Origin of the sequence: Hyphomonas sp., assembly GCF_016125515.1 — a bacterium.
Taxonomy (GTDB): Bacteria; Pseudomonadota; Alphaproteobacteria; order Caulobacterales; family Hyphomonadaceae; genus Hyphomonas.
On sequence record NZ_WGLO01000002.1, the window covers coordinates 94,673 to 114,959 of the forward strand.

A 20,287-nucleotide genomic window follows, 5' to 3' on the forward strand; every position below is an offset into this window, starting at 1 on the left:
CCGCACCGCCGTAAACTCCGGCCATGACCCAGCTTCCCGCCGCCTTCCTCGCCGCCGCCAAGGATCTGCTCGGCCCCAAGGGCTGGAGCGACGATCCTGAGAAACTGCTCGCCGCCTCCACGCCCTGGCGCGGCACGTTCCAGGGCGACACGCCCTTCCTCGCCCGCCCGGCCTCCACCGTCGAGACCGCCGCGCTGGTCAAGCTGTGCGCCGCCCACCACGTCGCGATCACCCCGCAGGGCGGCAATACCGGCCTCGTCGATGGCGGCACGCCGCATGGCGAGATCTGCGTGTCGATGACCCGCATGAACGCCGTGCGCGAGGTCGACCCGTTCAACAATTCCATGGTCATCGAAGCGGGCGCCACGCTTGTCACCGCGCAGGAGACCGCCGACAAGGCGAACCGCCTCTTCCCGCTCTCGCTCGGCTCGCAAGGCACGGCGACGCTCGGCGGCCTGATCTCCACCAATGCCGGCGGCGTCGCGGTGCTGCGCTATGGCATGATGCGCGACCTGATCCTCGGCCTCGAAGTCGTGCTGCCCTCCGGCGAAGTGCTGGGCGGCCTGTCGGGCCTGCGCAAGAACAATACCGGCTATGACCTCAAACACCTTTTCGCCGGCGCCGAAGGCACGCTGGGCCTGATCACGGCGGCGACCTTCAAATTGTTCCCGAAAGTCCAGCGCGCCACGGCCTGGGTGATCGCGGCCAGCGCCGCCGATGTCGTGAAACTGCTCGCGCTCGTGCGCGACCATGCCGGCGACTCGGTGACCAGCTTCGAGATCATCCCCGCCAATGCTGTATCGATGGTCACCGCCGACATTCCGGGTACGCGCGATCCGCTGCCCGCCAATGCCGATTGGCGCGTACTGATCGAGATTTCCCAGCCAAAGGCCGAACAGGCCGATGCCCTGCTCACCGCCGCCCTCGAAGCTGGCGCCGAAGCCGGCCTGGTGCAGGACGCCGCCATCGCCGCCAGCGAAACGCAGGCGAAAGCCTTCTGGCTGATCCGCGAGTCGATCCCGCTGTCCAAGCGCGCCTACGGCACCGCCCTCAACCAGGACATCTCCGTCCCGGTCAGCCGCATCCCGGATTTCATCGAGGCCTGCAACGCCGCCGTGCGCCAGGTTGTTCCGCCTGCGGACTTCGTGATCTTCGGCCACGTCGGTGATGGCAACCTGCACTATTCGGTGGTCGAACCGGCCGGCAGCGCACCTTTCCTGAAGGCGCAGGAAGGCGCCGTCACCCGCACCGTGTTCGACACGGTGATGGCTTTCGGCGGCTCCATCTCGGCCGAGCACGGTGTCGGCCGGCTGAAGCGCGACGAACTCGCGCGCCTGCGCCCGCCCGCCGCCACCGAGACCATGCGCGCCATCAAGCGGGCCCTCGACCCGCTCGGTATCATGAACCCCGGCCGCGTCGTTAGCGTTTGACCGCCTTGTTTTTATGGAATATTCCAAAGCGTTAACGCGAAGCTAACCAAACCTGATCAACGTCGCGCCATCGCAGAATGCGAGGGGACAAAGGCATGGTCTGGTACACCGATCTGCGCAATCCGCGCCTGTTCACGCCCGCCGAGCGGGACTGGACGTCGCGCCGCCTGCTGGATCTGCGCGCCCAGCTTGCCTCCGCGCCGCCCAAGGGCGTGCCGCGCCGCACCAAGAAATCCAGCCTGATCATCGGCACCTGGAACATCCGCGACTTCGACAACAACAAGTTCCGCCACGGCCCCCGCCGCCGCGAGAGCCTGCATTACATCGCCGAGATCCTCTCCGCATTCGACGTCTGCGCGGTCCAGGAGATCAACGAAGACCTCACGCCGCTGAAGGATGTGATCCGCCTGATGGGCCCCGGCTGGGACTTCATCGCGACCGACGTCACGGTCGGCAATTCCGGCAACCGCGAGCGCATGGCCTTCGTCTTCGACAGCCGGAAAGTCCGCTTCCGGAATATCGCTGGCGAGATCGTCCTGCCCAAACACGCCCTCCTGCCCGGCGAGCAGCAATTCGCCCGCACGCCCTTCCTCGTCAGCTTCCAGGCGGGCTGGTTCAAGTTCTCACTCTGCACCGTGCACATCTATTTCGGCGAGGAAGGCAAAGGCTCAGATGGCTACCAGCGCCGCGTGCAGGAGATTGAATACCTCGCCAAGGAAATGGCGGGCCGCGCCGACCGCGAGAACGAGAACTATATCCTGCTCGGGGATTTCAACATCAAGAACCCCATCGACGAGACGATGCAGGCGCTGACCAAGGCCGGGTTCCAACTGCCGCCGGAACAGTACCCGTCAAACCTTCTCGGTACGAACTATTACGACCAGATCGCCTTCCGCACCCGGCCAGACGAATTGACCTTCCTGTCCTCGGGTGCGTTCGACTGGTCGCAATCGATCTTCCGGCCCGAGCATTACGAACACTACGCGCCGGCCTTGCCAGCCCGCCACCGCGATCTCGGCGACGACGGTACGCCGCGCGACAAGGGCAAGGACAAGGAATACTATTCCAAGCGCTGGCTGAGCTGGCAGATATCGGATCACCTGCCGCTTTGGGTCGAGCTGGCAGTCGATTTCTCCGATGCCCACCTCCTGAACAATCTCGACCCCACCTTCGAGACGGCCGGCGCCCCAGCCCAGATCGAAACAACCGGCGGCGAGGACGCGGCCAGCGACACGCCGCCGGAACTGCCCGCACCCCTGCATGGCAAGTCGAAGCGCCGCAAGGCACCCAAGGTCGCCCCGCCCGAGAAGAAGGGCACGCTGGCGCCCGCGCCCGAGATGACCTTCGCTGAAGGCTGGCGCATCTTCTGGTGGGTCGCCGGCGGCGGCATGGACCGGATGCGCAAGTCGCGCGAAGCCCACAAGGCCGCCGACAAGCCGCGCAAGGCCAAACCCGCAAAGCGCTGAGCCCCGATCTTGCCGGTGCCCGCGCGAGTGCTAGTGTGGCCGGTGTTCATCCCACGGGAGCTTCCATGAAACGCGCCTTGTTCTCTGCTGCCCTCACCGGGCTGCTCGCAGCCTGCCAGACAGGGAGCCCTGCCGACGCCATGAGCCCCATGGTCGGCGGCCCGTGCCGCTACGACTCCAAGGAAGTGACCGCCACTGTGGTCCAGGTATTCGACGACGCGGCCCTGATGCAGGAAGATGGCACCTCGATCGTGTTCGAAGTCGAGCTCCAGCGGTTCGCAGAGCCGCCCGAAGCAGGCCAACAATACAGAATGGTTAAGCGCTTCATCGTCGAAGGCACGTGCACGCCCTACAGCTACATGCCCGGCGCGCGGATCGAATCCTCCGTAGACGCACCGACCGTCGGAGCCGAGTGAGCGCCTGCGCTATTTCGTGATGGGAAGAAAAGACCGCGTGCGCGCCTGCCTGCGCGAGCCGGCCAGCCAAACCGGCATCTGCATGTCCGCCGCCCGTGAAGCCCCAGGCCGTCATGCCGGCCGCCCGCGCCGCAAGGACCCCGTTGACGCTGTCTTCAACGACGACACAGCCAGTAGGCGCAACTTTCAAAGCCTCAGCGGTCAACAGGAACAGGTCCGGCGCAGGTTTGCCATGCTTCACGAGGTCCGATGAATAGATATGCGGCGTGAACATGTCGGCTAGGCCCGTCATCGTCAGCTTGCGGACAAGCTTGTCCGCCTCGGAGGATGAGGCAACAGCCTGCGGTCCTGAGAAAGCCGCGATCGTATCCAGAACGCCCGCAATCGGTTCAAGTTCCGCCTCGTAATATTTCCAGTTATTGGCCTGCAGCAAGGCGCCGAACCGGTCTGGCAGACGGAGCCCAGCCTCTGCCGCGTCGGCCTCCAGCGCCAGATAAAAGTCCCGATTGTGAAGCCCCACAAAGCGCGACACAAACGTCTCGAAGTCGTATTCGAGCCCCCACTCCGCAAGCAATTCGCGCTCGCGCCGGATCGCAATCGCCTCGGAATCGACCAGCACGCCGTCGCAATCAAAGATCAGCGCTCCGAACTGCATTCTGTTCAGCGCCGTCCGAACAGCTTTTCGATATCCGACAGCTTAAGCTCAACATAGGTCGGCCGGCCGTGATTGCATTGTCCGGAATGCGGCGTCGCCTCCATTTCGCGCAACAGGGCGTTCATCTCTTCAGCATTCAACCGGCGTCCGGCGCGCACCGACGAGCGGCACGCCATGTTGCCCATTACGTCTTCGAAGCGCTCCTTGAGCGCAAGGCCTGCGCCATACTCGGCAAAGTCATCAGCGAGGTCGCGCAGGAGGCCCGCGGCATCGATCTCGCCGAACAGCGCCGGCGTCGCACGCACGCACAAGGCGCCCGGCCCGAAGGCTTCGATCTCGAGCCCCATCGCGCTCAGCTCCTCGCTGCGTTCCAGCACGCGCGCGGCGTCGTCTTCGCTCATCTCAACGATGTCAGGGATCAGCAAAGCCTGACGGCGCACACCGCCGGCTGCCATCTGGCGCTTCATTGCCTCGTAGACGAGACGCTCATGGGCGGCATGCTGATCGACGATGACGATACCATCGGCCGTCTGAGCGATGATGTACGTCTCGTGCAGCTGCGCCCTTGCCGCGCCGAGGGGGAAGCTTGCGCCCTGCGGCGGTTCCGGCGCCCGCTCGATGCGGGCCGCCGGCGCGCCGTCCTGTTCAAACGCCGGGCGCATCCCTTCGGACACGGCGCGCGGCAGGCTGACCGGGCGATAATTCTGCGGCGGCGCCGACTGCCAGAGCAGTCCGGCTGTCTGGGTCTCCTCCGTCTGCGCGCGGCCGAGCGCGAAGCCCGCTACGGTGGTCGAGGCCCTGTGTCCCGCGCCCGCAAGGCTGTGGCGCAGCGCGCCGATCATCAGCCCACGGATGCCGGCCGCATCGCGGAAACGCACTTCGGTCTTCGCCGGGTGGACGTTCACGTCCACCTCCTCTGCATCGATCTCGACGAACAGGGCCAACAAGGGATGGCGGTCCCGCGCCAGGAAGTCTTGATAGGCCGCGCGCACTACGCCGGTCAGCATTCGGTCTTTCACCGGCCGTCCGTTCACAAACAGAAACTGCATTTGGGCATTACCCCGGTTCAGCGTCGGCAGTCCGGCAAAGCCAAGCAGCCGCGCACCGTCGCGCTCGGCATCGATGGCGATCGCATTGTCGCTGAACTCGCGGCCCATGATTGCGCCGAGCCGGCCCAGTCGGCCGGCTTCATCGTCGCGCTCAGCCGGATAGCGCAGGACATTGCGGCCATTGTTCTCCAGCGTGAAGGCGACGCCCGCATTCGCCATCCCCAGACGCTTGACAACATCGGTAACCGCCAGCGCCTCGGCGCGTTCGCCGCGCATGAACTTGAGGCGGGCCGGTGTGGCATGGAACAGGTCTTCCACGTCGATGCGCGTGCCGGTCTCGCCGCGCCCGGTGAACGCGGCCGGCTTCGGCCCGTCAACCCGTCCGGCCTCGGAATATATTTCGGCCGCCGTCTCGCCTGCGGCGCGGCTGACGATACGCATCCGGCTGACCGAGGCGATCGAGGGCAGCGCCTCGCCGCGAAAGCCCATCGTGTGGATGTTCAGCAGGTCCACCCGCCCGTCCGCATCCGGCACCAGCTTGGACGTGGCGTGACGCTCCAGCGCGACGGCCAAGTCATCCGCCGACAGGCCGCAGCCGTCATCCTCGACCGTGATGCGCTTGAGTCCGCCCCCTTCGATCGCCACTGCAATGCTGCGTGCGCCGGCATCGAGCGCGTTTTCCACAAGCTCCTTCACCGCCGCTGCGGGCCGCTCCACCACTTCACCGGCGGCGATGCGGTTCACGACATCCGGCGGCAGCCGGAGGATCACAGGTCGGGGGCGCACAGAATCAGCCATCAGCTGTTCAGTCTAACCCCTGCCGGACCGGATGTCCCGCCCTGCCCGCACGCGAGTTAGATGACGGGTTGATCGCGGTCGCGGATCCAGATCGACAGCAGCCATTTCTCGCCCTCGGTCACGGGCAGTCCCGCATGCAAGGTCCGCTTGTCGGGCGAGCCGTCATTCAGCACGTTATCGAAGGCCAGCATGCCGCCCGTCGGGGTGCGTGCATGTTTCTGGATCGCGTCGAACCATGTCTGCCCCTCCATGAAGTTCTCGTTGAGATAGATAAGCGCAGTGGTGCGGCGCTGGCCATATTTTGCCAGGCCTTCTGCGAAGTGCGGGTTCTCGGGATCGAGAAAGTCATAATGCAGCGCATACTCTTGCCCGACCGCATAGTGGAGCACGTTAGGCGCTTCCTGCCAGCTGCGCGGACGCCCGGTCGCTACAGCGATGCGGGCGAGGCAGAGCTGCATCACGACATCGGTCTGCAGGATACCGAACCCGGCCCCGGAATTGGTCCGCATCGAATCTTCTCGGCGCCCGCCCGCGTCGGCGTCATGGATGCGCGCCTTCTGAAGGCGGGTCGAAGCGGCTGCGATCCACCAATTGCACATCGGCTCCGGCAGGATGTGTTCGGCGGCTGTAACCCAGGGCGACTCCGAGAATAGGAGCGGCGCGGGCGGGTTGAGGAACGCATTGAGCGAGGAATCGTCCACGATGCCGCTCGCCTGGATACATTGCAACTGAGCCTGAGCCAGCGGCTCGCCGCTCTGGGCGGCCGCCTCGAGCATGTTGAGCGCGGCCGCGAAGTTGAACGGGCTGCCAATCCCGGCAGCCAGGAATAGGGCGCGCCAGCGGACGGCTTCGGGGAAGCCCGCCTTCACTGCTGCATCAATCCACTTGATGCCGACAATCGGGTCGGTCGGCGCGCCATTTCCGACGATCAGACGCAGGCCGAGCTCGGTCGCAGCCACGGGGTGGCCATCTTTGGCGGCCTTCAGGATCCAGTTGAAACTTTCCTCCATCTTTCCCTGGCTCAGCAATACCCGCGCCAGGAATAGGGCGGCCTCCGTATCGCCGGCCTCTGCCTTGCTCGCGAGTTCGGCTGGCGAAGGGCCAGCGGCGGTGGTGTCAGTCATGATCAGGGGTCCTTGGAGAAATGAAGCTTTGGCTGTTGATAACAGCCAGTTCCCGCGGGGACAAACACTTGGGTCACACCGGGCCGGGGCATCGTCATGCCGCACCCGCCAGCGGTTGAGTTTGATAGCCGGAGGGGCGACAGTGCGCGCTTCAGTTCAAGGAGACTTCATCGTCATGCGCACTCTCACCAGCTCCTGCCTGTCGACCCTCGCATTCCTGACCCTTGCCGCCTGTGGAGGGCCGGCCGAAGCACCGGCCGAGGCACAGAAGGCCGCTGCTCCGGCGGCTGCTGCCGCAACGCCCTCGCCCGCTGCGGCGCCGGCGGAACCGAGCGTTGAGTTCGCCGGCCTGCCGGCCCCCTACAACACGGCGAGCTACGCCGCCGGCAACCGCACCTTCAAGCTCTGCCAGTCCTGTCACCTCACGGCCGAGGGCGCCGGCAACCTGGTCGGCCCCAACCTCTACGGCCTGTTCGGCCGGCAGGTCGCCACTGCAGAGGGCTTCGACTATTCGCCCGCGCTGAAAGCCGAGACCTTCATCTGGACACCGGAGCAGCTTGACCACTGGCTGGCCAATCCCCGCACCTTCGTCCCGGGCAACCGGATGAGCTTCTCGGGCGTGCGCAAGCCCGAAGACCGGAACGCCGTCATCGCCTACCTGATGGCCAAGACGGGCTATGTCGCCCCGGAGACAACAGCAGAGAATCCGGCGGCGGAGTAACCCGCTTGCACCGCGCGACGAGGGCGACGAGCACGGCTTGTACGTCGAACTGGCCGCCGAGCTCTTCCCGGTAGCCGAGCGACACATCGACGTTGTCGAATTGAATGCCGATCTGGTTTTAAGCTTGACCGAGTCGGCTGACGCATGGGCGCCCTCGATCCAGACTTGGTGGGTCTGGAAGATGCGGCGCGTGAGGTCCGATCCGTAGCCGATCTCCACGCGGGTGCGCGCGCAGCCGTCGTCCTGATGGATATCGGCTGCGCCGGTGAAGACGTCGCAGGGCCGGCCCTTTTGCATGCCGGAATAGCCAAGGCCCCCGCGGGTTTCAAATCCGAATCCCTCGCAGGCGGTGAAGCCGGTCGACGTGTTGCAATAGACCGGGCCGGCTTCGGCACCGAACGTCCAGTGGCCGCGCTCGAGCAGCTTGCGGCGCAGGGTGAGCCGGTAGGCATCGCGGTCGAAGGCCTCATAGTCCGGACAGGTCACGAAAGATGCGGGGGATGGGTTTGTCGAGGCTGGGGTTATCAGCCTGCGTGGCAAAGCGGATAGTGATGAAGCCCCACCAGTTGGTCTGGAAACAGACATCGGTGATGGTCTAATCCCGCATCCAGAAGATCATGGCATTCAGCTGCTACCAGAGGGTCGGCCACAGTAGCCCCGGCACATAGTCGAACAGGTCGGCATAGTGCGGGTTGGCTCGAAGGGCGCGCAGCGGGATCATGCACCAATTATTCCTCCGTCTGCGGAGGGGGTGCGTTCGCGGCGCTGAACTATTTTACAAGCGCTTGGCGGTGCTACGCATTTCCTCTTTCGGGCCTCCGGATTTTGTTGCGCAAGGGCTGGATACCGGCTTGCGCCGGGATGAGCGGCAGAGGAGAGGCTGGGGATTTGGCGCTGGGCGCGTCAGAGCGGCATGTAGTGGGAGAGGATGCGCGGGCCGGGGGCGCCGGGGATAGGGTCGCCGATGCGGATGTGGAGTCCGTCCGTGCCCAGAATTGTATTCACTTCGAGGACATCATCGACTGCGCTGAGATTGTCCTTGTGGCGGCTCGTCCAGTCCGGCGTCAGCTGGCGGGCGCGTGTCCAGATTTCGGATTTCGTGGCGCCGACCATGAAATGATAGGTGTGCTGTTCGCCGAAAAGATCGGACGCATAGCCGCCGACATTGACGAACCAGAGCGACAAGTCCGGCGCGGTGGGCGCAGGGCCCAGCGCGATGTCGATCCGATGACCGTCGACATGGGTGAGTTCGGCATAGCCATCGATGTGCAGCGAGGACGGCGTGCCCCACCAGGCGGCGCGCAGCTGCGGGATGCTGGCCTCGATGCTTTCGGCCGCAAGGAAGCGCAGGTCGTGCAGTTCGATGTTCGCGCGGGCGTGATTGCCGCCGACGAAAACGGCGAAGAGTTTCATGACATTGCCTCCCTGCCCGTCCCACATGTGACGCGGCCCCGGCGCAAGCGCAAGCCAAACTTCACCGGCTGCGCAGCGCCTCAGGCTTGACGGCCAGAGGCGCTGGTAACAGGGCGCCGGAAATCAGAGGCGGTAACGGATCTGGTCAGACCAGAAGCGCTCGAGACGCGAGATCGTCTTGTTGAGCTGCGAGAGATCGTCAGCGCGGACGCTGGCGGTCGGCTCGAGGGCAGTCGCCTGCTTCTCGAACAGTTTCTCGACGCGGGCCCGGACCTTCTTGCCGCGATCGGTGAGGCGAAGCGTAACGGTGCGCTTGTCGTCTTCCGAACGGGTCTGGATCAGGTAACCGCCTTCCTGCAGTTTCTTGACGTTGTACGAGAGGCTGGTGCCGGCAAAGGCGCCGCGGGCGCGGAGGACGGACGCTGGAGCTTCACCGTCGCCGATCTCGTACAGGAGAAGGGCCTGGACGCCGGTCAGCGACCGCTCACCACCGCGCTCGAGGTCGTCCTTGACGACATCGTGCAGACGGCGATGGGCCTGCTCAAGCAAAGACAGAGACTTCAGGAAAGACTCGCCGATAGTATTGGATGCAGTGTCCTGCATATCGATCATCATCATTTTCACCACCACTCAACTTTTGTTGTAGTTTGAGTAGAGTTACATCACGAGGACTAATATTTTGATAAGTACGTTGAGGCTGAACAAGTAGAGCGTTAATAAAACCGCGCCGACATTAACCGTTACTGCGCCGAAACGGGCTGCAGGATCAGGCGAAGACGTCGGCGGTCTCATCGCCGCCATACTTGGGACTAGGCCCGTGTTTGTTTGGGTTTCGGTGTGAATCGAAGAACATCAGAATGAACAGGATGACCCCGCCAAGATAAGGCACGAAGTTCATCAACAACATCCAGCCCGACATACCCTGGTCGTGCAGGCGACGGACTGTGACCGACATACTTGGGATCAGACTGTATATATAGAGAAGACCCGAAGTGATGGGGATATATTCTTCACTATTGTAATTGTCTGCACCGACGAATGCTTCAGAGAGCATCACATCCGCAATCGTCAAGACAACCAGCAATACGAGCGTAATGAAGAGGAAAGAGAAATACTCCGCACGGCGGGCGCGACCAGTAAACTTGAAGTAGTTCCGCGTCACCGCCCGGAAATAGTATTTGAACATGCCATCGCCCTTGGCGGGGCCGACGGGCGCAAAGTTGATGGGCGCGGACAGCACGGAGGCTGGCGCCGGGGACGAGACGGATGCGCCCGGCGGGCCGAGCGGATAGATGTCGCGGGCGTCTTCGCCGAGCCCAATGAAGTCTACTCGGCTGCCGGCCTTCAGGGCTTCGCCTTTGTGGACGCGGGCCGCAGTGAAATAATAGCGCCGGCCATCCTCGCCCAGGATCACTCCGGCGCCGTAGGGGTCGTCAGGTTTCAGGACTTCGCCGCGCATCGCCGCCTCTCCCGGATTACTCGCGGCGCATTATCGGCGCCTGCGGGCGCGCCTGTCCAGCTGCAGGCCTCAAGGCGCGAAGCTGAGCTCATCGTCGCCTAGGGGAGCGAAGTATTTCGCGATGTCGGCTTCGGTGACGTCTTCGAGACGCGCGGGCGACCAGACGGGGACGTTGTCCTTGTCGATGATGACGGCGCGCACGCCTTCCAGGAAGTCGCGGCTCTGCACCTTGCGCCAGCCGATGCGGAACTCCATGCGCATGTTGTCCTCGAAGGTCGCCGCTTCGCTCCCGAGGCGGAGTTGGCGAAGGGCGACCTTGACGGTTTCCGGGCTCTTGGCGCGCAGGGTGGCCGCTTCGGTGCGGGCCCAGTCGCTGCCATCGGCGTCCAGCGCGGCGAGGATCGCTTCGGCCGTATCAAAGCTGAAACAGCGGTCGATCGTCTGGCGGTGGGCTTCGAAACTGCCGGCGGGGACAGTATGGGTCAGCCGGCGGAGGATCTCATTGAGCAGTTCGGCGGCGCCGTCGGCGAAGTCAGCGTCCCGGAGCTGGCGTGCCAGCGCGGGCACAAGTTCGGACGGCAGGAAATGGGTCGCGACGCGGGCCGCGGCCACGTCAGCGCCCTTGAGGCGGGCACCGGTGAGCGCGAGCCAGGTGCCGAGTTCGCCGGCAAGGCGCGGCAGGAACCAGCCGCCGCCGACATCCGGAAAGAGGCCGATGCCGGTTTCGGGCATGGCAAACACGGTGCGCTCGGTTGCGATGCGGTGGGAGCCATGGACCGAGAGGCCGACGCCGCCGCCCATCGTGACGCCATCGATGATGGAGAGGATGGGCTTGGGAAAGTCTTCGAGGGCGGCGTTCATCCGGTATTCGGTGCGGAAGAAATCGCGCGCTTCGGCGGCGTCGCCGGCCCCACTTTCGGCGAGCATACGGATGTCGCCGCCTGCGCAGAAGCCGCGCGTGCCCTCCTGATGGTCGATCCAGAGATAGTGGATGGCGGGGTCCTCCGCCCAGGCGCGGACGGCAGACAGGATGGCAGCACACATGGGCGTGTTGAGGGCATGCAGGGCCGAGGGGCGCGTCAGCGTGATACGTCCGGCACTGCCCTCCTGGCGGATGAATACGTCTTCGCTCATGGCCTGGCGCCCTCCGTGGAATCGTAACCCAAGCGTAAATGCCCGCTTTGTGTTTTCAAACAAGGCGTTTCGGCAAGCGTTTACGTGTTTATGCGAAGGTAAGGCTCAACCGCTGCCCTTTCCTGCCCTGTCTTCCACAGAACCCGGAACGAACATGTCCAGTCTAGCACCGCAGAATTCCCGCCTTGATGTGGCCCGGATCAACCGCCGTGGCCAGCGCGTGCGGGTCGATGCCCGCGGAATCGTCAAGATTGGCTGGTTCAAGAAACAGGATGTCGAGATCCGCGACGTGTCGCCGGGCGGCGCGCGGTTGGCGCTGCCAGAGGGCGTGCTGCTGCCGGACGAGTTCGAATTGCGCCTGCCGCAGTTCAAGCATCCGCGCCAGTGCGTGAAGCGTTGGGAATGCGGCCTCGAGATCGGCGTCGAGTTCCTGCTCGGCTGAGCCGGCGGGCGGCGGATCAGTTGAGGGCGCAGCCCTCGATCGTGATCCGGTGCATCAGGCGGCGTTCGCCGTGATAATCATTCATCGCCCAGTGCCAGGTTGACCGGTTGTCCCAGAAGGCGACGGAACCGTCGCGCCATTTGAACCTGTGCGCGTGGTCCGGCTTCATGGCTTGCGCGTAGAGGCGCATGAGCAGCGCGTTGGACTGCTCGTCCGTGTACCCCACAATCCGTGTGGTGAAGGCGGGATTGACGTAGAGCGCCTTGCGGCCGCTGAGCGGGTGGGTGATGACCACGGGATGGCTGACATCTTCGAGCACGTCGGCCGCGGCGGCGTTGCCGATGCGCGGGCCGGTATCGTCATTGGCCTTGTAATAATTGTCCGAGCCCGAGCCGAAGATGTGCTTGGCGGAATGGACCGCGCGCAGGCGGGCGATCTCTCTCTTTGTCGGTTCGTCGAGCGTGTCGTAGGCGGTGTACATGGAGGCAAACCAGGTGTCGCCGCCGGTATCGGGCAATTGCCGCGCGACCAGAACGGAGCCCATGGCGGGCTCGACGTCGTAGGAGTGGTCCGTGTGCCAGCCGCCGCCGATATTGGTTTTCTGTTCCTTCTCCTTCAGCACCAGCGCGATTTCCGGATAGCGCTCATGCGCGAGGAAGAAGCGGTTGATGTTGATCGGACCGAAGCGGCGGGCAAAGGCGATGTGATCGTCTTCACTGAGCGACTGGTCGCGGAAGAACACGACGCCATAGTGTGCATAGGCGGCCTGGACGGCCGCGAATTCGGCGTGGGACATCTGGCGGATATCGATGCCGTTGATCTCGGCGCCCGCACCCGGAAGCGGGGTAAGCTGCATGGTTTTCCTCCCGGCCCGCACTTGATGGCAGGTTTCAATAAGTCAGCATAATCCGGCGACCGGGCCGCTGGCAATCAGGCGGCGTCGATGGCCTTGCCGGTCGTCATGCGCGCCAGAACGCCGTCCTTGTCGATGACCAGATGCTTGATGGCCGCAGCGATGTGCAGTGCAACAAGAATGGCGAGGATCCAGGCGCCATATTCATGCACTTCATGGGTGATCTCGCCCACCGCTTCGATCTTGGCGACCGGAGGGATGGTGAAGAGCCCATAGATGCTGATCGGGCGTCCGCCCAGCAAGGACATGGAAACACCCGACAGCGGCATCACCAGCATCATGACCAGAAGGCCCCAATGGGTGACCTTGGACGCCAGTACCTGCCAGCCAGCCACGCCGGGTGCCGGCGCCGGGAAGCCCTGCCGGATGCGCCAGACGACGCGCCATAGAATGACCAGAAGCAGCACGGTGCCGGTGGCCTTGTGCAGTGCCATGATCGGGCCCTTGGCTTCGCGCGTCAGGCCGCCGAACTCGAGATAGAAGCCAACTGCCAACATGCCGAGCACACAGAGCGCGACGATCCAGTGATTGAGGCGGGAGATGCCGCCATAGGTAGCTGTGTTAGAGTCGGTCATCGAAGCATATCCCTGTGCAGCCCGAGCGGATTGCCGGAGGGTAACGGAGCGTCAGCCTGCGCGCCAGAGCTTATTGAACGGCGGTGATTTCAGCGAGAAGACCGGCCCAGGCGGCTTCCATGGCGGGCGTCCATGCGTCGCCGATCAGTTCGCGGAACGTATCGCGAATGGCAATGAACATGAGTTCGAAATCCGCCTCGGACACACCATAGCCGCCATGGGCGAAACGCGAGGAGGAGATGATCACCCGCTGGGTAGGGCTGTTTTCGAGCAGGCCGAGGATCGCGGTGAAACAGGTTTCCAGCATCGAGCCGCGCACGCCGCCATCTGTGTCCATGACAAACAGCTTCTCGAACTCGGGGCGCAGCTGAAACAAGCGGGCATAGATCAGCGGCGCGGGATCGGCACAGGCCTCGCCGGCACGCTCCAGCGTATCGAGGATGATCTCCGTCTGCAGCATCCTGAATGTTGTGGCAGAGGCGGCTGGCGCGGTCAAAGCTGCCCCTGCGGCAGGACAAAGGCGCGATTGCAAGGCCGCACGCGGCGGCGCAGGATGCAGAAAAATCCGAGGGAGAAACACGATGAAATCGCTTGAAGGAAAAACCGCATTCGTGACCGGCGCCGCATCCGGCATCGGCCTCGGCATCGCCACTGCACTAGCGCAGGCCGGCGTAAAGGTGATGATGTGTGACATCGAGAAGGCCGCGCTGGACAAGGCCGTGGCGAGCCTGCGCGACACCAATGCCGATGTGGACGGCGTGGTGGCGGACGTGTCGTTGAAGGACAACCTGCAGCGCGCGGCCGACGAAACCATCGCACGCTTCGGCAAGGTGCACATCCTGGTCAATAATGCCGGCGTGGGCGGCGGCGGCGATTACGGCACGTGGAATGACGCCGGCTGGAACTGGGTGATGGGTGTGAACCTCTGGTCGGTGATCTGGGGCATCGAGATTTTCGGGCCGCTGATCGAGAGACATGGCGAAGGCGGGCAGATCGTATCGACCGCCTCCATCGCCGGCATGATTGCAGCGACGAACCCCTCCTATGACGTCACGAAGTTCGGCGTGGTGGCGCTGTCGGAAGGGCTGCGCCCGAAGCTGGCTCCGAAGGGGATCGGCGTCTCGGTCCTGTGCCCCGGATTCATCCGTACCAAGATCATGGAGTCGACCCGCAACATTCCAGACCGGTTTGCAGGCAAGATCAACACGGAGGTTCCGGACACGGTGTCGAGCGAACTTCTGGCCGGCGCGGCCGAGGCGATCGCGCATGGCATCGATCCGCTTTATGTGGGCGAGCTGGTGCGCGAAGCCATCGAAGGCGACTGGCCGCACATTTTCACCGACCTGCAGTTCGAGCCGTTCATTGACGCCCGCTTTGCGATGATCAAGGCCGGCTTCGATCGGATCCGGGACCGCACGCCGCGGCATTAGACGCGTCCGGCTAAAGGCTACGCCTCTCCTGAAGGGAGAGGCGTGGAACGCCGTTTCAGCCCTTCAGCATGTCCCGGCTGATGATGACGCGCATGATCTCGTTCGTGCCTTCGAGGATCTGGTGGACCCTCAGGTCACGGACGATACGTTCGACGTGGTAATCGGCCAGGTAGCCGTAGCCGCCGTGGATCTGGAGCGCATCGTTGGCGACCTTGAAGGCCGTGTCTGTGACGAAACGCTTCGCCATGGCGCACCAGCGGGTAGCGTCCGGTGTCTTACCGTCGAGCCGGCCCGCGGCTTCATACAGCATCACACGGGCGGCCTGAAGCTCGGTTTCCATGTCGGCCAGCTTGAACTGGACGGACTGGAAATCGGCGATGGCCTTGCCGAACTGCTTGCGGTCCTGCGCATAGGCGACGGCCTTGTCGAGTGCGAGCTGGGCGCCGCCGAGGGCGCAGGCCGCGATGTTGAGACGGCCGCCATCAAGGCCCGCCATGGCGAACTTGAAGCCGTGGCCTTCCTCGCCGATCCGGTTGGCGGCGGGCACGCGCACCTCGTCGAGGATCACCTGCGCCGTCGGCTGGCTCTTCCAACCCATCTTGCGCTCGTTCGCACCGAAGGAGAGGCCCTTCATGCCTTTCTCGAGAATGAAGGTCGAGACGCCTTTTGCTCCGTCATCGGACGTGCGCGCCATCAGGACGTACAAGTCCGATGTGCCGGCGCCGGAGATGAACTGTTTGGTGCCGGTGAGGACATAGTCGTCGCCATCGCGGACAGCTTTGGTCTTCAGGCTTGCCGCATCGGAGCCCGAACCCGGCTCGGTGAGGCAATAGGAGGCGATCAGTTCCATTGAGGTGAGGCGCGGCACCCAGGCCTTGCGCTGGGCGTCGGAGCCGAACGTATCGATCATCCAGGAGGCCATGTTGTGGATAGAGATGAAGGCGGCCGTGGAAACGTCGCCATAGGCGAGCTGTTCGAAGATCAGCGCCGCATCGGTGCGCGTGAGGCCCGACCCGCCGACATCATCCTTGACGTAGATGCCGGCAAAGCCAAGCTCGGCAGTCGACCGGATCACGTCCACCGGGAAATTGCTGTCCCGGTCCCAGGCTTCGGAATGCGGCAGCAGCTGCGCCTCGGCAAACTTGCGCGCCATGTCGCGGATCATCACGCGTTCGTCATCAAACATGAGGCTCATTGGCACCGCGCCCTTATGCAATTAAGTCTGGCCCCGAATTGCGACGGAGCCCCCCTTGATGTCAATGCGACGCCTTCCTGAGGGGTACTGGATTTCGGGCGCGGCGGTGGACGAAATCCCGGCCCTGATCGCCGTGGATCTCGCCTCCGGACAGCTGTTTGCGGGCACAGGGCTGCTGCCCGAGAGCGAGGAAGACGACTTCGTGCCGGCCGATGTGTACGGGGCGGCGATTCCGGCCGGGCACGTGTTTGCGGCGCGCGACCGGAAGGGCAAGCCGGTGGGCTTTGCGCTGACTTCGGTGCGGGACGGATCGCTCTATCTCGACCAGATCAGCGTGGACCCGGCCCATGGCCGCAAGGGCCTTGGCGCGGCGCTGGTGCGCCGGGTGGTCAGGGATGCCCGGGACCGGAGGCTGAAATCGGTAACCCTGTCCACCTTCCGGGACGTGGCCTGGAATGGGCCGTTCTACCGGTCGCTGGGCTTCCGGGAGGTGGCGCGCCGGAAGATGACCGCGTGGATGCTGGAACTTGAGGGCATCCAGGCCGAGAAGGGCCTGGACGTGGACAAGCGCTGCTTCATGGCGCGGCGTTCCGGCTGGTTGTGAGCGCCGGGGAATTATCGCAAAAGGGGGGCATGACCCAGTTTCCCCAAGCCTTCCCTGCCACCCGGATGCGGCGCCTGCGCCAGGCGCCCTGGGTGCGTTCGCTGACCGCTGAAAACGTGCTGACCCCGGCCGACCTTGTCTGGGCGGTGTTCGTGCATGATGGCGAGGGCCGTGTACCGGTCGCCGCCCTGCCCGGCGTGGACCGCCTCAGCGTGAAGGAAGCGGCGCTGGCCGCCAAGCGCGCCAAGACGCTGGGCATACCTGCGATTGCGCTGTTCCCGTATATCGGGCCGGAGGGCAAGGACGCCGAGGGCACTGGCGCGCTGTCGCCGGACGGCCTCGTCCCGCGCGCGCTGAAGGCGATGAAGGATGCCGCGCCGGAGGTCGGTCTGATCACAGACGTTGCGCTGGACGCCTATACCAGCCACGGCCATGACGGCCTGCTGGACGAGGATGGCACGATCCCGAACGATGCGACGGTGGAGCGGCTGGTGACCCAGGCGCTGGCGCACGTCGGCGCGGGCGCGGATGTGGTGGCGCCATCGGACATGATGGACGGGCGCATCGGCGCAATCCGGTCGGCCTTCGAGGAAGAAGGCTTCACCAACGCGATGATCCTTGCCTACGCCGCCAAGTATGCCAGCGGCTTCTACGGCCCCTACCGCGAAGCCATCGGCTCGGCGGCGGCGCTGAAGGGCGACAAGAAAACCTACCAGCAGGATCCTTCGAACACGGACGAAGCGCTGCGCGAAGTGGCACTCGATCTCGCAGAGGGCGCCGACATGGTGATGGTCAAGCCGGGCCTACCCTATCTCGATGTGGTGCAGCGCGTCTCATCGACTTTCGGCGTGCCGACGCTGGCGTATCAGGTCTCGGGCGAATACGCACAGATCATGGCCGCCGCCCAGAACGGCTGGATCGACGGCGACCGCGTGATGATGGAAACCCTCGTCTGCTTCAAGCGCGCAGGCGCCGCTGGCGTGATCACCTACTTTGCAGAACGCGCGGCGGAGAAGTTGGGCTAGGGATTTATTTGTCCGAGGTCTGGTAATTCTTGCGCACGTGCGCGAGACCGAATTCTACAATCTCCTGCAGCACATCCATGTCCACATCGGCGAGCTTGTTGATGTAGAGGCAGCTCTGGCCGGTCTTGTGTTTGCCGAGGCGCGCCAGCTTGTCCTTCAGGTCGAGATACCCCGGCAGGATGTAGATCACCATGTTGGCCTTGCGCGGGCTGAAGCCGGTCATGCACATGTCGCCGGCGCGGCCGCTTTCGTACTTGTAGTGATACCGGCCGAAGCCGATGATACTCGGCCCCCACATACAGGCCTTCAGGCCCGTAACTTTCTCCATCCAGGGCAGCAGTTTTTCGGCGTCGCGCTTGCGCGGACCATCCTCCATCGCCGCAATGAAATCGCGCGGCGAAACCGCCGTCTGCTTCGTCTTCGGTTCGGTCTTGGCCATGTTGTCCCCCCTGCGGCGGGGACCAGCTTAGCCGATCGAGATTTTCTTGCCCAGATCGAGCAGGAGGATCAAAACGACTGCGAGCGCGAGGAAGACCGCCGACAGACCCGCGTTCAGCCAGACGGCGCGCTCGGCATGCTGCTGCTCGATCCAGCCGCGCGGTCGGATGTTCCGCAGGCGGAAGACGATCAGCGCCGAGAAGATGAGGCTGGCGACGTTGAGGCTGAGCAGGAGTGCCGCGCGCAGGGCGAAGGCCCATTCGCCGCTACCCGCGAAAAGGCCGATGGCCGCGCCGGGCGGCAGGAGCGCCGCCGCCACCATGACCCCCACCAGCGTGGCAGAAGAGCCGCGTGTCAGCGACAGCGCCGCCGCCGCGCCTGCCGCCATCGCGAGCGCCAACCCGTCGAGGCGCACCTCGGCGCGCGACATCAGCTCGCGGCTCTGCAGGTCCAGCGGCATGATCAGGGCCAGCAACAGTGACACCAGCAAAACAATGCCGATGCCCCCCAGCAGCGTGACGGCACCCTGCCGGATCAGTCTGACGTCACCGAGTGCCGCGCCCATGTTGAACGCCAGGATGGGGCCCAGCAGCGGCGCGATCACCATGGCGCCGATCACCGCCGCCACACCGTCCGAATTAAGACCGATGGCCGCCACGATGGTCGAGAGGATGACGAGCACGATATAGTCCCGGTCGAGCTTCGCGCCGGAGACGACCTGGGCATAGAGTTCCTCGCGCGTGCTCTGTTCGCGGCGCTTCTCGTTGTCCTTGCTCTTCTCTTCGAGGCGCGGGACCGTGGCATCGACCGCGCAGACGGTGATGCGCCATTCGGCGGAGTCTTCGAGCGCCGCCTGCAGGTTGTCCATCAGGCTCTGCACCAGGCCTTCGCGCAGGAAGACGGAGATGAAACACCGGTCCTTCTGTTCGGTCTGGTAGACCACATAGTCGACCGGCTTGGCGGCCTTGATGGCGCTGATGACCGTGTCGAATGCGCCGTTGCGGGCGAGATGGATGTCGAGCCGGCGCAGCGTGCTCATGACTCGCCACGCTTGCCGAGGCGCGCAATCAGGCTGGACGTATCCCAGCGCGCGCCGCCCATGGCCTGCACATCGGCGTAGTATTGGTCGACCAGCGCCGTCAGCGGCAGGCTGGCACCGGTTTCGCGCGCAGCGTCGAGCGTGATGCGCAGGTCCTTGCGCATCCAGTCGACCGCGAAGCCGAAATCGAACTTGCCTTCGGTCATCGTCTTCCAGCGGTTCTCCATCTGCCAGCTTTGCGCTGCGCCGCCGGAGATCGCCTCGATCACCTTCTCCGCATCAAGTCCGGCCGCCTCGGCAAAGTGCAGGCCTTCGGCGAGCCCTTGCACGATGCCGGCGATACAGATCTGGTTGACCGACTTGGCGAGCTGGCCGGCGCCGGTGTCGCCGATGAGGGTGATCTTGCGGGCGAAAGCGTTCATCACCGGCTCGGCGCCGGTAAACGCGGCGGGCTCACCGCCACACATGATCGTCAGCTTGCCATTGATCGCGCCCGCTTCGCCGCCGGAGACCGGGGCGTCGATGAAGCGCGCGCCCTTGGCCTTGCAGCGTGCCGCGAGCTCGCGGGCAAGACCGGCCGAGGCAGTGGTGTGGTCGATGACGGTCATGCCGGCGCCAAGGCTCGATTCGAACTGGTCGAACACAGCGCGCACATCCGGATCATCGCCGAGGCACATCAATACGAACTCGGCGCCGAACACGGCCGAGGCCGGATCCTTCGCGGCTTCGCCCCGGTGCATGCCGGTCCAGGCGGTGGATTTTCCGGCTGTGCGGTTCCAAACGCTGACCTGATGGCCGGCGCGGGCAAGATGGCCCGCCATGTGGAAGCCCATGACCCCAAGTCCGAGAAAAGCGGTGCGCGCCATGACTGTCTCCTTTTGGCACGCCCGCAATAGATGGAATTTCATAGAAATCCCACCCCCGCCTGAAGCGTGGGTTTCACCATGACCTGATAGGTGTT

Annotated in this window: 22 protein-coding genes; 8 read left to right on the plus strand and 14 right to left on the minus strand. The window is 64.4% G+C overall.

Annotated elements, in window-relative coordinates; genetic code table 11:
- Nucleotides 1-23 precede the first annotated feature (23 nt).
- The 3 genes from GC148_RS02515 (at nucleotide 24) to GC148_RS02525 (ending at nucleotide 3,312) form a co-directional block, all read left to right on the plus strand.
- Entirely contained in the window at nucleotides 24-1,430 is a 1,407-nt protein-coding gene (locus tag GC148_RS02515) for an FAD-binding oxidoreductase (RefSeq protein ID WP_291068454.1), read from the plus strand.
- Between the two features lie 95 nt (nucleotides 1,431-1,525).
- On the plus strand, nucleotides 1,526-2,896 hold the full coding sequence (locus GC148_RS02520; protein WP_291068455.1) for an endonuclease/exonuclease/phosphatase family protein: 1,371 nt from the start codon (nucleotides 1,526-1,528) through the stop codon (nucleotides 2,894-2,896).
- Nucleotides 2,897-2,961: 65 nt separating this feature from the next.
- Complete coding sequence (locus GC148_RS02525) at nucleotides 2,962-3,312, plus strand: hypothetical protein (protein ID WP_291068456.1); 351 nt, start codon at nucleotides 2,962-2,964, stop codon at nucleotides 3,310-3,312.
- On the opposite strand, the gene GC148_RS02530 is transcribed toward GC148_RS02525, so the two are convergent.
- Genes GC148_RS02530 through GC148_RS02540 form a run of 3 tightly spaced genes read right to left on the minus strand, consistent with a single transcriptional unit; the run spans nucleotide 3,221 to nucleotide 6,938 of the window.
- Entirely contained in the window at nucleotides 3,221-3,967 is a 747-nt protein-coding gene (locus GC148_RS02530; RefSeq protein ID WP_291068457.1) for an HAD-IA family hydrolase, read from the minus strand. The two genes, GC148_RS02525 and GC148_RS02530, sit on opposite strands and share 92 nt — an antisense overlap.
- Nucleotides 3,968-3,972: 5 nt before the next feature.
- Nucleotides 3,973-5,814 (minus strand): DNA mismatch repair endonuclease MutL, encoded by a 1,842-nt coding sequence (gene mutL / locus GC148_RS02535; RefSeq protein ID WP_291068458.1) that lies wholly within the window; start codon nucleotides 5,812-5,814, stop codon nucleotides 3,973-3,975.
- Nucleotides 5,815-5,870: 56 nt separating this feature from the next.
- Complete coding sequence (locus GC148_RS02540) at nucleotides 5,871-6,938, minus strand: 2OG-Fe(II) oxygenase (RefSeq protein WP_291068459.1); 1,068 nt, start codon at nucleotides 6,936-6,938, stop codon at nucleotides 5,871-5,873.
- A gap of 175 nt (nucleotides 6,939-7,113) precedes the next feature.
- On the opposite strand from GC148_RS02540, the gene GC148_RS02545 reads away from it, so the two are divergent.
- Nucleotides 7,114-7,659, plus strand: coding sequence for a cytochrome c family protein (locus GC148_RS02545; protein WP_291068460.1), 546 nt, complete (start codon nucleotides 7,114-7,116; stop codon nucleotides 7,657-7,659).
- A gap of 903 nt (nucleotides 7,660-8,562) precedes the next feature.
- On the opposite strand, the gene GC148_RS02550 is transcribed toward GC148_RS02545, so the two are convergent.
- The 4 genes from GC148_RS02550 to GC148_RS02565 form a co-directional block, all read right to left on the minus strand.
- Entirely contained in the window at nucleotides 8,563-9,072 is a 510-nt protein-coding gene (locus GC148_RS02550) for a DUF1543 domain-containing protein (protein ID WP_291068461.1), read from the minus strand.
- Nucleotides 9,073-9,195: 123 nt separating this feature from the next.
- Nucleotides 9,196-9,690 (minus strand): MarR family transcriptional regulator, encoded by a 495-nt coding sequence (locus tag GC148_RS02555; protein WP_291068462.1) that lies wholly within the window; start codon nucleotides 9,688-9,690, stop codon nucleotides 9,196-9,198.
- Nucleotides 9,691-9,838: 148 nt separating this feature from the next.
- On the minus strand, nucleotides 9,839-10,531 hold the full coding sequence (locus GC148_RS02560; protein WP_291068463.1) for a DUF805 domain-containing protein: 693 nt from the start codon (nucleotides 10,529-10,531) through the stop codon (nucleotides 9,839-9,841).
- A gap of 69 nt (nucleotides 10,532-10,600) precedes the next feature.
- Nucleotides 10,601-11,665, minus strand: coding sequence for an enoyl-CoA hydratase/isomerase family protein (locus tag GC148_RS02565; protein WP_291068464.1), 1,065 nt, complete (start codon nucleotides 11,663-11,665; stop codon nucleotides 10,601-10,603).
- A gap of 154 nt (nucleotides 11,666-11,819) precedes the next feature.
- Between GC148_RS02565 and GC148_RS02570 the strand changes: the two genes are divergently transcribed.
- Nucleotides 11,820-12,107, plus strand: coding sequence for a PilZ domain-containing protein (locus GC148_RS02570; protein ID WP_291068465.1), 288 nt, complete (start codon nucleotides 11,820-11,822; stop codon nucleotides 12,105-12,107).
- A gap of 16 nt (nucleotides 12,108-12,123) precedes the next feature.
- Here the strand turns inward: GC148_RS02570 and GC148_RS02575 are convergent, their stop codons facing one another.
- The 3 genes from GC148_RS02575 to GC148_RS02585 form a co-directional block, all read right to left on the minus strand.
- Nucleotides 12,124-12,963, minus strand: a complete 840-nt coding sequence (locus tag GC148_RS02575; RefSeq protein WP_291068466.1) for a TauD/TfdA family dioxygenase — start codon at nucleotides 12,961-12,963, stop codon at nucleotides 12,124-12,126.
- Between the two features lie 74 nt (nucleotides 12,964-13,037).
- On the minus strand, nucleotides 13,038-13,595 hold the full coding sequence (locus tag GC148_RS02580) for a cytochrome b (RefSeq protein ID WP_291068467.1): 558 nt from the start codon (nucleotides 13,593-13,595) through the stop codon (nucleotides 13,038-13,040).
- Between the two features lie 70 nt (nucleotides 13,596-13,665).
- Nucleotides 13,666-14,055 carry a globin gene (locus GC148_RS02585; RefSeq protein ID WP_291068468.1) on the minus strand — a complete coding sequence of 130 codons (390 nt, stop codon included), beginning with the start codon at nucleotides 14,053-14,055 and terminating at the stop codon, nucleotides 13,666-13,668.
- 121 nt (nucleotides 14,056-14,176) lie between these two features.
- On the opposite strand from GC148_RS02585, the gene GC148_RS02590 reads away from it, so the two are divergent.
- On the plus strand, nucleotides 14,177-15,025 hold the full coding sequence (locus GC148_RS02590; protein WP_291068469.1) for an SDR family NAD(P)-dependent oxidoreductase: 849 nt from the start codon (nucleotides 14,177-14,179) through the stop codon (nucleotides 15,023-15,025).
- Nucleotides 15,026-15,080: 55 nt separating this feature from the next.
- On the opposite strand, the gene GC148_RS02595 is transcribed toward GC148_RS02590, so the two are convergent.
- Nucleotides 15,081-16,220 (minus strand): acyl-CoA dehydrogenase family protein, encoded by a 1,140-nt coding sequence (locus tag GC148_RS02595; protein ID WP_291068470.1) that lies wholly within the window; start codon nucleotides 16,218-16,220, stop codon nucleotides 15,081-15,083.
- A gap of 58 nt (nucleotides 16,221-16,278) precedes the next feature.
- Between GC148_RS02595 and GC148_RS02600 the strand changes: the two genes are divergently transcribed.
- Both GC148_RS02600 and hemB read left to right on the plus strand, forming a co-directional pair.
- Nucleotides 16,279-16,824: a GNAT family N-acetyltransferase gene (locus GC148_RS02600; protein WP_291068471.1), complete on the plus strand. Its 546-nt coding sequence runs from the start codon at nucleotides 16,279-16,281 to the stop codon at nucleotides 16,822-16,824.
- 29 nt (nucleotides 16,825-16,853) lie between these two features.
- Nucleotides 16,854-17,849 (plus strand): porphobilinogen synthase, encoded by a 996-nt coding sequence (hemB, locus tag GC148_RS02605; RefSeq protein ID WP_291068472.1) that lies wholly within the window; start codon nucleotides 16,854-16,856, stop codon nucleotides 17,847-17,849.
- A gap of 4 nt (nucleotides 17,850-17,853) precedes the next feature.
- Here the strand turns inward: hemB and GC148_RS02610 are convergent, their stop codons facing one another.
- Genes GC148_RS02610 through GC148_RS02620 form a run of 3 tightly spaced genes read right to left on the minus strand, consistent with a single transcriptional unit; the run spans nucleotide 17,854 to nucleotide 20,192 of the window.
- Nucleotides 17,854-18,288: a DUF1801 domain-containing protein gene (locus GC148_RS02610; RefSeq protein WP_291068473.1), complete on the minus strand. Its 435-nt coding sequence runs from the start codon at nucleotides 18,286-18,288 to the stop codon at nucleotides 17,854-17,856.
- A 27-nt stretch (nucleotides 18,289-18,315) separates the two neighbouring features.
- Nucleotides 18,316-19,326 carry a TIGR00341 family protein gene (locus GC148_RS02615; RefSeq protein ID WP_291068474.1) on the minus strand — a complete coding sequence of 337 codons (1,011 nt, stop codon included), beginning with the start codon at nucleotides 19,324-19,326 and terminating at the stop codon, nucleotides 18,316-18,318.
- Nucleotides 19,323-20,192 (minus strand): NAD(P)-dependent oxidoreductase, encoded by an 870-nt coding sequence (locus GC148_RS02620; protein ID WP_291068475.1) that lies wholly within the window; start codon nucleotides 20,190-20,192, stop codon nucleotides 19,323-19,325. Before GC148_RS02620 ends, GC148_RS02615 begins: the two co-directional genes overlap by 4 nt.
- Nucleotides 20,193-20,287: the final 95 nt, after the last annotated feature.

What these genes read in the sequence shown, in the direction of transcription:
- GC148_RS02590 (WP_291068469.1), top strand. Translation starts at nt 14,177, where the DNA reads ATGAAATCGCTTGAAGGAAAAACCGCATTCGTGACCGGCGCCGCATCC.
- GC148_RS02545 (WP_291068460.1), top strand. Translation starts at nt 7,114, where the DNA reads ATGCGCACTCTCACCAGCTCCTGCCTGTCGACCCTCGCATTCCTGACC.
- GC148_RS02555 (WP_291068462.1), bottom strand. Translation starts at nt 9,690, where the DNA reads ATGATGATGATCGATATGCAGGACACTGCATCCAATACTATCGGCGAG.
- GC148_RS02530 (WP_291068457.1), bottom strand. Translation starts at nt 3,967, where the DNA reads ATGCAGTTCGGAGCGCTGATCTTTGATTGCGACGGCGTGCTGGTCGAT.
- GC148_RS02565 (WP_291068464.1), bottom strand. Translation starts at nt 11,665, where the DNA reads ATGAGCGAAGACGTATTCATCCGCCAGGAGGGCAGTGCCGGACGTATC.
- GC148_RS02520 (WP_291068455.1), top strand. Translation starts at nt 1,526, where the DNA reads ATGGTCTGGTACACCGATCTGCGCAATCCGCGCCTGTTCACGCCCGCC.
- GC148_RS02575 (WP_291068466.1), bottom strand. Translation starts at nt 12,963, where the DNA reads ATGCAGCTTACCCCGCTTCCGGGTGCGGGCGCCGAGATCAACGGCATC.
- GC148_RS02600 (WP_291068471.1), top strand. Translation starts at nt 16,279, where the DNA reads ATGTCAATGCGACGCCTTCCTGAGGGGTACTGGATTTCGGGCGCGGCG.
- GC148_RS02525 (WP_291068456.1), top strand. Translation starts at nt 2,962, where the DNA reads ATGAAACGCGCCTTGTTCTCTGCTGCCCTCACCGGGCTGCTCGCAGCC.
- GC148_RS02550 (WP_291068461.1), bottom strand. Translation starts at nt 9,072, where the DNA reads ATGAAACTCTTCGCCGTTTTCGTCGGCGGCAATCACGCCCGCGCGAAC.
- GC148_RS02570 (WP_291068465.1), top strand. Translation starts at nt 11,820, where the DNA reads ATGTCCAGTCTAGCACCGCAGAATTCCCGCCTTGATGTGGCCCGGATC.
- GC148_RS02580 (WP_291068467.1), bottom strand. Translation starts at nt 13,595, where the DNA reads ATGACCGACTCTAACACAGCTACCTATGGCGGCATCTCCCGCCTCAAT.
- GC148_RS02560 (WP_291068463.1), bottom strand. Translation starts at nt 10,531, where the DNA reads ATGCGCGGCGAAGTCCTGAAACCTGACGACCCCTACGGCGCCGGAGTG.
- GC148_RS02515 (WP_291068454.1), top strand. Translation starts at nt 24, where the DNA reads ATGACCCAGCTTCCCGCCGCCTTCCTCGCCGCCGCCAAGGATCTGCTC.
- GC148_RS02620 (WP_291068475.1), bottom strand. Translation starts at nt 20,192, where the DNA reads ATGGCGCGCACCGCTTTTCTCGGACTTGGGGTCATGGGCTTCCACATG.
- GC148_RS02585 (WP_291068468.1), bottom strand. Translation starts at nt 14,055, where the DNA reads ATGCTGCAGACGGAGATCATCCTCGATACGCTGGAGCGTGCCGGCGAG.
- GC148_RS02540 (WP_291068459.1), bottom strand. Translation starts at nt 6,938, where the DNA reads ATGACTGACACCACCGCCGCTGGCCCTTCGCCAGCCGAACTCGCGAGC.
- hemB (WP_291068472.1), top strand. Translation starts at nt 16,854, where the DNA reads ATGACCCAGTTTCCCCAAGCCTTCCCTGCCACCCGGATGCGGCGCCTG.
- GC148_RS02615 (WP_291068474.1), bottom strand. Translation starts at nt 19,326, where the DNA reads ATGAGCACGCTGCGCCGGCTCGACATCCATCTCGCCCGCAACGGCGCA.
- mutL (WP_291068458.1), bottom strand. Translation starts at nt 5,814, where the DNA reads ATGGCTGATTCTGTGCGCCCCCGACCTGTGATCCTCCGGCTGCCGCCG.
- GC148_RS02610 (WP_291068473.1), bottom strand. Translation starts at nt 18,288, where the DNA reads ATGGCCAAGACCGAACCGAAGACGAAGCAGACGGCGGTTTCGCCGCGC.
- GC148_RS02595 (WP_291068470.1), bottom strand. Translation starts at nt 16,220, where the DNA reads ATGAGCCTCATGTTTGATGACGAACGCGTGATGATCCGCGACATGGCG.